This window comes from Propionivibrio sp. (assembly GCF_049316945.1).
In the GTDB taxonomy this organism is placed as follows: Bacteria; Pseudomonadota; Gammaproteobacteria; order Burkholderiales; family Rhodocyclaceae; genus Propionivibrio.
Map to the genome: position 1 here is coordinate 72,039 of NZ_JBMOJE010000008.1, position 11,724 is coordinate 83,762.

At 55.9% G+C, this 11,724-nt stretch carries 12 protein-coding genes; 7 read left to right on the plus strand and 5 right to left on the minus strand.

Going from position 1 to position 11,724, the window contains the following annotated elements; genetic code table 11:
* Positions 1-52 precede the first annotated feature (52 nt).
* From coaBC to ACOYNV_RS03560, 3 genes are read left to right on the plus strand one after another with little or no spacing between them, the layout of a single operon-like run.
* Positions 53-1,246, plus strand: a complete 1,194-nt coding sequence (coaBC, locus tag ACOYNV_RS03550) for a bifunctional phosphopantothenoylcysteine decarboxylase/phosphopantothenate--cysteine ligase CoaBC (RefSeq protein WP_422898361.1) — start codon at positions 53-55, stop codon at positions 1,244-1,246.
* Complete coding sequence (gene dut, locus ACOYNV_RS03555; protein WP_422898362.1) at positions 1,246-1,695, plus strand: dUTP diphosphatase; 450 nt, start codon at positions 1,246-1,248, stop codon at positions 1,693-1,695. The genes coaBC and dut overlap by 1 nt, the downstream gene beginning before the upstream one ends.
* Before the next feature lie 18 nt (positions 1,696-1,713).
* Positions 1,714-2,127: a secondary thiamine-phosphate synthase enzyme YjbQ gene (locus ACOYNV_RS03560; protein ID WP_422898363.1), complete on the plus strand. Its 414-nt coding sequence runs from the start codon at positions 1,714-1,716 to the stop codon at positions 2,125-2,127.
* Positions 2,128-2,141: 14 nt separating this feature from the next.
* Here ACOYNV_RS03560 and pabB read toward each other — a convergent pair whose 3' ends face one another.
* The 4 genes from pabB to ACOYNV_RS03580 form a co-directional block, all read right to left on the minus strand.
* Positions 2,142-3,806 (minus strand): aminodeoxychorismate synthase component I, encoded by a 1,665-nt coding sequence (pabB, locus tag ACOYNV_RS03565; RefSeq protein ID WP_422898364.1) that lies wholly within the window; start codon positions 3,804-3,806, stop codon positions 2,142-2,144.
* 173 nt (positions 3,807-3,979) lie between these two features.
* Positions 3,980-4,207, minus strand: coding sequence for a sulfurtransferase TusA family protein (locus ACOYNV_RS03570; RefSeq protein ID WP_422898365.1), 228 nt, complete (start codon positions 4,205-4,207; stop codon positions 3,980-3,982).
* A gap of 32 nt (positions 4,208-4,239) precedes the next feature.
* Complete coding sequence (locus ACOYNV_RS03575) at positions 4,240-5,724, minus strand: M48 family metalloprotease (protein WP_422898366.1); 1,485 nt, start codon at positions 5,722-5,724, stop codon at positions 4,240-4,242.
* A gap of 318 nt (positions 5,725-6,042) precedes the next feature.
* Positions 6,043-6,246, minus strand: coding sequence for a cold-shock protein (locus ACOYNV_RS03580; RefSeq protein WP_186409536.1), 204 nt, complete (start codon positions 6,244-6,246; stop codon positions 6,043-6,045).
* A 220-nt stretch (positions 6,247-6,466) separates the two neighbouring features.
* Here ACOYNV_RS03580 and clpS point away from each other — a divergent pair, with 220 nt between their 5' ends.
* The 4 genes from clpS to aceA all read left to right on the plus strand — a co-directional run bounded on the left by clpS (position 6,467) and on the right by aceA (position 11,222).
* Positions 6,467-6,775 carry an ATP-dependent Clp protease adapter ClpS gene (clpS, locus tag ACOYNV_RS03585; RefSeq protein ID WP_422898367.1) on the plus strand — a complete coding sequence of 103 codons (309 nt, stop codon included), beginning with the start codon at positions 6,467-6,469 and terminating at the stop codon, positions 6,773-6,775.
* A complete protein-coding gene (clpA, locus tag ACOYNV_RS03590; RefSeq protein ID WP_422898368.1) occupies positions 6,776-9,034 on the plus strand; it encodes an ATP-dependent Clp protease ATP-binding subunit ClpA in 2,259 nt (752 codons plus the stop codon).
* Positions 9,035-9,118: 84 nt separating this feature from the next.
* The gene (rraA, locus tag ACOYNV_RS03595) at positions 9,119-9,613 is read left to right on the plus strand and encodes a ribonuclease E activity regulator RraA (protein WP_422898369.1); all 495 of its coding nucleotides are present in this window, start codon (positions 9,119-9,121) and stop codon (positions 9,611-9,613) included.
* A 307-nt stretch (positions 9,614-9,920) separates the two neighbouring features.
* On the plus strand, positions 9,921-11,222 hold the full coding sequence (gene aceA / locus ACOYNV_RS03600; RefSeq protein WP_422898374.1) for an isocitrate lyase: 1,302 nt from the start codon (positions 9,921-9,923) through the stop codon (positions 11,220-11,222).
* Positions 11,223-11,317: 95 nt separating this feature from the next.
* Here the strand turns inward: aceA and ACOYNV_RS03605 are convergent, their stop codons facing one another.
* A complete protein-coding gene (locus ACOYNV_RS03605) occupies positions 11,318-11,701 on the minus strand; it encodes a LysR substrate-binding domain-containing protein (RefSeq protein ID WP_422898370.1) in 384 nt (127 codons plus the stop codon).
* Positions 11,702-11,724: the final 23 nt, after the last annotated feature.

Here is an 11,724-nt window from a genome sequence, read left to right on the forward strand (position 1 = left end):
AGAATTCCGACTCGTATTCTAACCAATTCAGTCAGGCTATCGGATCATTCGCATGGAATTCTCGGGGAAACGCATTGCCCTCGGCGTCACCGGCGGCATCGCCGCGTACAAAGCGGCCGAACTTGTTCGCTTGCTGATCAAGCAGGGTGCCACCGTGCAGGTTGCAATGACCGAGGCGGCCACCCATTTCATCACACCGGTCACTTTCCAGGCACTCTCCGGCAACCCCGTTTTCACCGATCAATGGGATCCACGTGTGGCCAACAACATGGCACACATCGACCTGTCGCGGGACGCCGACGTGCTGCTGGTCGCCCCGGCTTCGGCCGACTTCATCGCCAAGGTCGCCAACGGCCTGGCCGACGATCTGCTGAGCACCTTGACACTGGCCCGCGACTGCCCGTTACTGGTGGTTCCTGCAATGAACCGTCAGATGTGGGAAAACCCCGCAACACAACGCAACATTACCACCCTGCGCCGCGACGGTATCGCCATTCTCGGACCCGCCTGCGGCGACCAGGCGTGTGGCGAGAACGGTCTTGGCCGCATGATCGAGCCGGAAGACATCGTCGCTGAACTGATCGCCCATTTCCAGCCGAAGCTGCTCGCTGGTAAAAAGGTTCTGCTGACCGCAGGCCCGACCTTCGAGGCCATCGACCCGGTACGCGGCATTACCAACCTGTCTAGCGGCAAGATGGGCTTTGCCATGGCGCGCGCCGCACAGGAAGCCGGCGCTGAAGTCACCCTGATCTGCGGGCCAGTCAGCCAGAGCACGCCACGCGGCGTTGCTCGCATCGACGTTACCAGCGCGCTCGATATGCACACCGCCGTCATGCAGCATATTGCCGCACAGGACGTATTCATCGGCGTTGCTGCGGTTGCCGACTACCGCCCCAAGGCCGCTGCCGCCGAACACAAGATCAAGAAGGACGGTGGCGCTGCGCCGTCCATTGAGCTTGTCCAGAACCCTGACATTCTGGCCGATGTGGCAGCCCTGCACGCGCCGCCGCTATGCGTTGGTTTTGCGGCAGAAAGCCGGAATCTGGCTGAATACGCCCAGAAAAAACGCGTTGCGAAGAAGATTCCGCTGATTGTCGGCAACCTGATTCAACACGGCTTTGGCGGTGACGACAACACCCTGATCCTGTTTGACGATGAGGGCCAGTTCCCGCTGGCGCCAGCACCAAAAATTGAACTGGCGCGCCAACTGGTAGCGCGCATTGCCACCTTGCTGGAGAACCGCTGATGCACCGCATTGATATCCGCCTGCTCGACCCCCGGCTCAAAAATACACCACCGCACTATGCCACGGCCGGTTCCGCCGGTCTTGATCTGCGCGCCTGCATTGAGGCTCCGGTAAAAATCCACCCCGGCGACACCATGCTGATCCCGACCGGAATCGCCATTCATTTGTCCGACCCTGGCCTCGCGGCGATGATCCTGCCGCGCTCCGGACTGGGTCACAAACACGGCATTGTGCTCGGCAATCTGGTCGGACTGATCGACTCCGACTATCAGGGCGAAATCATGGTGTCGACCTGGAATCGCGGCCAGGAGAGCTTTACGCTCAACCCGCTTGATCGCCTGGCACAACTGGTGATTGTCCCGATCATTCAGGTTGCCTTCAACGTCGTGGACGAGTTTGACGCCAGTTTGCGTGGTGCAGGTGGTTTCGGCAGTACCGGAAAAGCCTGAACACAGGAGAAAACTGCCATGTCATACCAACAGACAATCGATATTTCAACCCGTGGCCGGGGAACGACGGAGATTACCACCGAGGTGTCAAAGATCGTCCGTGCCTCGCGCATCGAAACCGGGCTGGCGAACGTTTTTGTTCTGCACACCAGTTGCTCGGTCATCCTCACCGAAAACGCCGATCCGTCAGTACGCCGGGATCTTGAGACATTGGCCTTACGCTGGGCGCCCGACGGCGATCCCGCCTACCAGCACAACAACGAAGGCGATGACGACATGGCGGCCCACGGCAGAAACATTTTGGCGGGCAGTTCGATCAGCGTGCCGGTAAGCAAAGGCGAGCCATTACTGGGAACCTGGCAAGGCATCTATCTGTGGGAACACCGGACGCATGCTCAGCGCCGAAGCATTGTCGTTACTGTGCTCGGCTGAAGCTCTCCGACAGTTCAAACCCGCAAGTTCACCGGAACCAGCCCACGCAAGGCGTTCGCCACGAAAATGGCTGAAGCGCCCAGCAAATCTTCTCTGCTCAGAAGGCACTCGACCGCACGCCCCGTTTCCAGAAGGTGTCGGCGCATGACTCCGGGAAGCAATCCGCAACTCAGCGGGGGCGTCAGCAGCATGCCACCACGTTCGACGAAGACATTGCTGCGCGCGCCCTCGCATACTTCGCCACGCGTATTGAGAAAGATCACATCGAATACCTCAGGAGACTCTGCCAGGCAAGCCAGCGCCCGGTTGTAACGGCTACGCGCAGTCGTCTTGTGACGTATCAGATAGTCGTCGGCGTCGAGCCGCTCGTCAGCCAGAACTACCTGCCAAGGCTGGGCATCACCGGGCAGCAAAGCCCGGCTGATGTGGTAATTACCGTTATGTGCAAGGGTCAGACGAACGCGGTAAATGCCGACGGCGCAACCTGACAATTGATTGGCCAAAGCCGCAGAGATCGCCTGCACATCACACGCAAAGCCGAGCGCACGCGCCGAAGCTTGAAGCCGGCCAAGATGCAGTGCCAGAAACGGGTACTCACCACGCTCCATACGCATCGTTTCAACAAGCTCGAAACCTGGATTGAAGCCGCTGAGAAAACGTGATTTGAGGAGACATTCAGCGTATTCGCGTGCCGGAACTGAATCGATAACGATGCCGCTTCCGACACCTAGCCTCGCCCGCCCATCAGGTTCAACCTCCAGCGTACGAATGGCGACGCTGAAGCGGCAATCGCCGCCTGGTGCCAGCCAGCCCAGCGCTCCCGTATAAAGTCCGCGCTGAGCGGTCTCCAACTCGGCGATGCACTGCATGGCGCGTATCTTTGGTGCTCCGGTAATCGAGCCGCAGGGGAATAGCGCCCGAAACAGGTCAACAAGACGTACCTCTGGCAAGTCTGCCGTAACGGTTGATACCATCTGCCACAACGTCGGATAGGCTTCTATTTCGCACAGGGATTCAACCCTGACCTTACCGGGTGCCGCCAGCCGCCCCAGATCGTTGCGCAACAGATCGACGATCATGATGTTCTCGGCGCGCTCCTTCTCTGAGGCCAACAATTCGCTGCGTCTTGCCGCATCCTCTTCCGGTGTGGCGCCGCGTGGTGCGGTGCCCTTCATCGGGCGGGTTACGACTCGACCACCAATGCGCTCGAAAAACAGTTCCGGAGAAAAGGAAAGCAATACTTCTTCCGGCGAGGCGATGTAAGCACCATAACGTACCGGCTGACGCTCGCGCAGACCGGCATAGAGCGCCAGCGGATGGCCGTAGATCCTGCCCACCAGCGGGAACGTCAGGTTGATCTGGTAGCAATCGCCAGCGGTGATCCAGCGTTGGACCTGCTCGACCCTTGAGGCATGGCCTGTGGCGTCAAGTCCTGGCGCGAGTTCGGCAATACCAGCTACCCGATCCTGCTCTGGCATTCTGGCCAGGTGCTTATCAACAAAAGCACTAATAGCCTGCGGATCGAGGTGCCGGGCTTGACCGAACACCCAGCCACGCAACCTTGGGCGACCCGCGTTTGAATGTGCTACGGCAGGTTCGAAACATGCACCGAGCGCATAGTCTGCCGCCAGGGCGATCCATTCGCCATTGGCTGAGGCCGCCTCAACCGCATCAAACATTGTTTCCAAACAATTGTTGTCGCTACTATTTTCATCGAAACAGATTGTTCGGCGATATTCTGACAACAAAATGGCACAGCCACTGTCGCCGTCAAAGAGTGCGAAACGGTCGTCGACCGTTGTCATTGTTCAGTCTTGAAGGAATAAGGCAAAGCTGCAGACAGAAAGTCTGTTTACTTGCGCTTGAAATAGAATTCGAAGACCTGGTCAGCGTCGGCGTTAGCCAGCAACTGGTTTCCGGTCTGTTTCGCGAAGGCATGAAAATCCTTGACGGCGCCGGGGTCTGTCGCCAGAACACGAAGCACCTGACCGGAGGTCATTTCGGAAAGCGCTTTTTTGGTACGCAAGATCGGAAGCGGACAGTTCAGCCCCTTGACATCAAGTTCTCGATCAAACTGCATGATCAGTTCCAGAGCGAAAATAAAGGCGTATTTTAACCGCCATTCCTTTTCAACTTTGCTTCTTCGACCTGCAACTGGCGCAACTCGCGCAGTCGGGCATCGACAGCAGACTGCTCATGAAAGCTGCCATCGGTGGCCTGCTGGGCGAACTGCAATTGCTCGACCGCTTGCCCAAGTTGTCCCTGCAGCATGTAGAACTCGGCCTGCGCCCTGTGCTGCGGTAGCCGCTTGCCCAACGCGGAATAGGTTTTCGCCAGCAAGCCGTAGAGCTTGTAATCCGCGAAGTTGAGTTGCAGTTGCGAGTCAAGAAATGCAAGGGCCTGCTCGTATTGCCGCCCAGCGTAGAGCGACTCGGCATAACCATAAACAAGAGACTTCGCCTGAGGAAAGCGCTGCAGGGCATCGCGATAAATCGCCTGGGCCGCCGGCAGATCGCCGGCACTTGTCCGGATCTCGGCAGCCAGGCCGGCAATCATCGGCGACGCCACCTTCAGAGCCCTGAGCGTCTCGATCTCACGCTGCGCCGCCGGTGTATCCTTGGCTCTCATCAATGCGAAGACCAAGCCATAGCGAGCCGCCGCCGGCGAAGAATATTTCTTTTCACGCAACTGGGTTTCGAATTCACTGACCGCCTCGCGTGGCGTACCCATCAGGGCGCGTAGCTTGGCGCGCACAAGGTTGAAATCGAGGCTGCTGACTACCTGTCGGTATGGTGAACCCTGCGAGCGGTTCTGGATATCGGAAATCCGTTCGAGCGTCAGCGGGTGCGAACGCAAATAGACTGGAGCGTTGTTCTCATACAGCCGCCCTGCTTTTTGCAAACGTTCGAAGAAATCTCCCATGCCGCGCACATCAAAGCCAGCCTTGTCGAGCGATTGATAACCCAGACGATCCGCCTCACGTTCGAAATCGCGGGTATAGGCCAGTTGCGCCTGAACGACGCCGGCCTGAGCAGAGGCGATAGTCGCCATGGCGATATCCGAATTGGCGCGCGCAGCAAGAATGCCGACGGCCATGGCAATCATGCTGGGAATCGTATTCTGCTTTTCCTTGGCAATCTGGCGTGCCAGATGATTCTGTGTCACGTGCGCAATTTCGTGGGCAATCACCCCGGCCAGTTCGGACTCGGACTGTGCCGTCAGAAGGGTGCCGGTGTTCACACCGATAAAACCGCCGAACATCGCAAAGGCATTAACCGTGTTGTCGCGAATGGCAAAAAAATGAAAATCACCCGTCGGATTCGCACTGGATTCAACAAGACGTCTGCCGAGGCTATTGAGATAGTCGTTAATTTCAGGATCGTCGACGTAGCTTGGCTCGCGCAGGCGAATTTCGTTCATGATGCTTTCGCCAATCCGGCGTTCGATCTGCGGAGAGAACTCGGCACGCGCCGACTCGCCGAGGTCAGGGAGTTCGTCGGCCACTGCAAGAGAAGTCCCGGCGACTGTAACCGCTACCGCCAGAGGTAAGGCCGCACAGGCCAATCGGGTGAGCAAACTTAAAAAATTTGAGTTCATAATGCGCTGGATTACATGCGGGAAAACATCGATCCAGGGTAAATTTGTTCTACCGCCAACCCATTGATCTACCGTCATTCCGGGCTTGACCCGGAATCCAGTTCGTTGATCAAACAGGTCTTTTAACATCTTAATCAGATGGACGAATCTGGATTCCGGCTTTCGCCGGAATGACGGTGTATCGATAGGACAAATTTACCCTGGACATGGATCTATGATACCGGACTCCGGCGCCTCGTTATGTTTCCAGTTGTATCTGGCAAATTACAGGCAAAAAAAAAACCCGCCAAGGCGGGTTTTTTTAACGCAGCCAAAAAATCAGGCACGCCCAATATTCGATGCTTGCTTGCCCTTCGGGCCCTGCGTCACGTCGAAGGAAACTTTCTCGCCCTCTTTGAGGGTCTTGAATCCGCCCATGGTGATCGCGGAAAAATGCGCGAAAAGATCTTCGCTACCATCATCCGGAGTAATGAAACCGAAACCCTTGGCGTCATTGAACCACTTAACTGTACCTGTTGCCATATTGCTACATCCTTGAAAAGAGACAAGATCCGGGCATCGCCCGACGTGCATGTTTGAAATTCAACTACGACCTGAACCAAAACATGAAGTCTTTTTACGCTAGTTGTAGCGGATGCGTCAAGCATTTTAAAAATCCCGTATTGGCCAAGTGTGGTTTATGTGTAAAAAGCAGCAGAAAAAGCGGTATTGCACATTCGAAAAGACTGGTTAAAATGAACTTATGGCTAAACAGAATCAAGAAGGGTCAGTACTCGAGGCCAAACGCAGCAAACTCGCGCGACCGCCGCTTTACACGGTCCTCTTGCTCAACGACGACTTTACGCCAATGGACTTTGTTGTACTTGTGTTGCAAAAGTTTTTTTCCAAGAACCGAGAACAAGCGACACAAATAATGCTCAAAGTACATATTGAAGGGCGTGGCGTCTGCGGAATCTATCCGCGAGATGTCGCTGCCACCAAGGTCGAGCAGGTTGCGGTGTTCGCACGGGATAACCAGCATCCGCTGGCGTGCGTGATGGAGGAAAACTGAATGATTGCGCAAGAACTGGAAGTCAGCCTGCACATGGCCTTTGTCGAAGCCCGGCAAAAACGTCATGAGTTCATCACTGTCGAGCACCTTCTGCTGGCGTTGCTGGATAACCCATCAGCGGCAGAGACTTTGCGAGCCTGTGGCGGAAACATCGAACAGCTTCGCAGGGACCTGACCAAATTCATTGTTGAGCACACACCGACAGTTGGCGGCGAAGAGGATATTGACACTCAGCCGACGCTTGGCTTCCAAAGGGTTATCCAGCGTGCCATCCTGCACGTCCAGTCTTCCGGTAAAAAAGAGGTCAATGGGGCCAATGTACTGGTTGCCATTTTTGGCGAAAAAGATTCACACGCCGTCTATTACTTGCAGAAGCAGGGAATAGCGCGACTGGACGTGGTCAACTTCATTTCCCACGGCATCAGCAAGGTACCCCAAGGTGCGGCGCGCAGCGAACATGATGTTGAAACCGAGGGCGAGACTCAAAACCCGGCCGGCCCCCTGGAAAACTTCACCGTCAATCTCAATGCACTTGCCCTGCAAGGCAAGATCGACCCGCTGATCGGTCGCGAGAAAGAACTTGAGCGGGTGATCCAGACCCTTTGCCGACGACGTAAAAATAACCCGTTGCTGGCTGGCGAAGCCGGGGTTGGAAAAACTGCCATTGCCGAAGGGCTGGCTCGTCGAATCGTTGAAAATAACGTACCTGAGATTCTTGAGAAGGCGAATGTCTACGCACTGGACATGGGTGCTTTGCTGGCTGGCACAAAATATCGCGGCGACTTCGAGCAGCGCCTGAAAGGCGTTCTGAAGCAACTGAGCGAGAACCCGAATGCCATTCTTTTCATCGACGAAATCCACACGCTGATCGGTGCCGGATCGGCATCCGGCGGTACCCTGGACGCCTCCAACCTGCTCAAGCCAGCGCTATCCAACGGCCAACTCAAGTGTATCGGTGCGACAACCTACACCGAATACCGGGGCATTTTCGAGAAAGATCACGCGCTGTCACGTCGTTTCCAGAAGATTGATGTTAATGAACCTTCTATTGCCGAAACAGTTGAAATCCTCAAGGGGCTGAAATCACGCTTTGAGTCGCACCACGGCATCAAGTACTCGGCAGCGGCCTTGACCACTGCCGTCGAACTCTCGGTTCGCTTCATCCCCGACCGCCACTTGCCGGACAAGGCCATCGACGTTATTGACGAAGCCGGTGCCGCGCAGCGCATCCTGCCAAAATCCAGACAGAAAAAACTGATCGGCAAGCAGGACATTGAAGAAATCATTGCCAAGATTGCCCGCATTCCGTCAACGCATGTCTCTTCGGATGATCGCAGCGCACTGAGAAATCTCGACCGCGATCTGAAAGCCGTCGTCTTCGGTCAGGAAGCCGCGATTGATGCGCTGGCCAAGGCCATCAAGATGTCGCGCTCCGGTCTCGGCAATCCGGCCAAGCCCATCGGCAGTTTCCTTTTTTCCGGGCCCACCGGCGTTGGCAAGACGGAGGTTGCCAGACAACTCGCGTACTGCCTGGGCAACGAATTGATTCGATTCGACATGTCTGAATACATGGAGCGACACGCAGTCTCGCGCTTGATTGGTGCCCCGCCGGGTTATGTCGGTTTCGACCAGGGCGGCCAATTGACCGAAGCGGTGACCAAGAAACCTTACTGCGTTCTGCTGCTCGACGAAATTGAAAAAGCCCATCCGGACATCTACAACATCCTGCTGCAAGTCATGGATCACGGTACGCTGACCGACAACAACGGACGCAAGGCCGACTTCCGCAACGCAGTCATCATCATGACGACCAATGCCGGGCAGGAGTCCATTCAGAAATCCAGCATGGGTTTCACCAATGCCAAGCAGCCAGGCGACGAGATGGTGGAGATCAAGCGATTGTTTACACCGGAGTTCCGTAACCGGCTCGACGCCACGATTTCGTTCAAGGCACTCGACCACGAAGTCATTCTGCGTGTGGTTGACAAGTTCCTGATGCAACTGGAAGAGCAGTTGCACGAGAAGAAGGTGGAAGCCACCTTCACCGAGGCACTCAAGAGCCACCTGGCAAGCAACGGTTTTGACCCGCTGATGGGTGCACGCCCGATGGCCCGTCTGATTCAGGACACCATCCGCTCGGCACTGGCCGACGAACTCCTGTTCGGCAAGTTGGTGAGTGGCGGACATGTCACCGTCGACATCGACAAGGACGGCATGGTAAAGCTGTCTTTCGAAGAAGAGGCGGCTGAGGTCGCCTGAGATCACCAACAAAACGGCCATGCCTTACCGCATGGCCGTTTTTTATTCCGTAGTCCAGACAACATCAACGCCATGGAGAATTGCATGAGTTTCAAGACCCCCGACCTTTGCGACGCATTTGAAGGCGAAATCGGCAAGACGATTCGCGTTGTCGCGCCGATGTTCAAGCCCTATGGCGCGCGAGCTTCATTCAGTGGACGCATCGTCACACTTAAGCTGTACGAGGACAATGTGCTCGTCCGCACCTTGTTCGGCGAAGACGGCAAAGGCAAGGTACTGGTGATTGATGGTGGCGGCTCGATGCGTTGCGCGCTGGTTGGCGACCAACTGGCCTTGCTGGCGCAGAAAAACGGCTGGGAAGGCTTAATCGTTTACGGCTGCATCCGCGATTCTGCCGATATAAACACTATTGATATCGGCGTACGCGCACTGGACACCCATCCGCTGAGGAGTATCAAGAGGGGAACTGGCGAACGCGACCTGACGGTCACTTTCGGTGGGGTCAGTTTCATCCCCGGTGAGTACCTTTACGCCGACGAGGACGGGATACTGGTTTCCAGCCAGGCGCTGACCCAGTAATTGCGAAGCAAACAGCGGCCACAGAATCTTGGAGTACGACTTTACGCGCCCACAAGCGGGCTGAAACTTATTCCTGCAAATGTTTCATCATGCGAATATATTTTCGCATTGTGATAAGTAAAACATAACTCACTGTTTTATAAATACAATAAATAACTCTTATGTCTTATATAAGACTGTTGTTCCGGCGGTAAAAAGTCTCTATAATCCAATCCCATCAACTACCTGAAAAAACAATGTTTCGTTTAGAAAACAGGCTGTTTGATTTTTCGAAAATTCTGGTTAATTCTAATTTTTTTGGAGGTCTATCATGAGCACACGTGAACAACAAATCGCCGAACTTGAAAAAGACTGGGCTGAAAACCCACGCTGGAAAGGCATCAAGCGTGGCTACTCCGCCGCTGACGTCGTCCGCCTGCGCGGTTCTTTCCCGATTGAATATACCCTCGCCCGTCGCGGTGCCGAGAAGCTGTGGAACCTCGTCAATAACGAGCCTTACGTTAATTGCCTTGGCGCCCTTACCGGCGGCCAGGCCATGCAACAAGTCAAGGCCGGCGTAAAGGCCATCTACCTGTCCGGCTGGCAAGTTGCCGCTGACAACAACGGTTACGCCGCGATGTATCCGGATCAGTCGTTGTATCCCGTTGACTCCGTGCCGAAGGTTGTCGAGCGCATCAACAATACGTTCCGTCGTGCCGACGAAATCCAGTGCTCGAAGGACATTGAAGCTGGCCACAAGGACTACGTAGACTATTTCGCTCCGATCGTCGCTGACGCTGAAGCCGGTTTTGGCGGCGTGCTTAACGCCTTCGAACTGATGAAAGCCATGATCCGCGCCGGTGCCGGTGGTGTGCATTGGGAAGACCAACTGGCCTCCGTCAAGAAGTGCGGCCACATGGGCGGCAAGGTCTTGGTGCCGACGCAGGAAGCTGTGCAGAAACTGATAGCTGCACGTTTTGCTGCTGACGTCTGCGGTGTACCGACACTGGTTATCGCCCGCACCGATGCTGAAGCGGCCGACCTGCTGACCTCCGACTACGACGAAAACGACAAGCCTTTCGTCACCGGCGAGCGTACTGCCGAAGGTTTCTACAAGACCAACAAAGGTCTTGATCAAGCAATCTCGCGCGCCGTAGCCTACGCGGAGTACGCCGATCTCGTCTGGTGCGAAACCGGCACGCCTGATCTTGAGTTCGCCCGCAAGTTCGCCGAAGGTGTGCATGCCAAGTTCCCGGGCAAGATGCTCGCCTACAACTGCTCGCCGTCGTTCAACTGGAAGAAGAATCTGGACGATGCCACCATCGCCATTTTCCAGAAAGAACTCGGTCTCATGGGCTACAAGTACCAGTTCATCACCCTCGCCGGCATTCACAACATGTGGTACCACATGTTCGACCTGGCGCAGGACTACGTGAAGCGTGGCATGACGGCCTACGTCGAAAAGGTTCAGGAGCCGGAATTCGCTGCACGCGACCGTGGTTACACCTTCGTTTCGCACCAGCAGGAAGTCGGCACCGGTTACTTCGACGAAGTTACCACCGTAATCCAGGGTGGTGTCTCGTCAGTCACCGCGCTGACCGGATCGACCGAAGAAGCACAGTTCCACTAAGCAAATTCTGTTCGCCATGAGGCGGTAGAAAACAGGCCGCATCCGCAAGGATGCGGCCTTTCTTTTTGCCCCACGTAAAGCCCGAAGTATCCTGCTCAGGCAATCTCCCAATAACTCGGCCGGCTGTAGGTTTCCTTCAACAAATCAACGAGCAGCCGTACGCGTAGCGGCAGATGGCGGCGCTGCGGAAATACGGCGTAGATACCCATTGCTGGTGCCTGCCAGTCATCCAGCACCGAGCTTAGCCGCCCATCCTGCAGATCCTGTCCGACCTCCCACAGCGAACGCCACGCCAGCCCCCGACCGTCCATCGCCCATTCGTGCAGCACAGCACCATCGTTGCAGGAGAAATCACCGCCAACCTTCACGGTATCAATTGCCCCCGTCTGCGGATCGCGAAAAACCCATCCCCGCTGCTGCCCGAGAGAGAGACAGTTGTGCGCAGCCAGTGAGAGCGCCGAGTTGGTAATGCCTGACATTCGCCAAGGTGGAAGTGCCTATT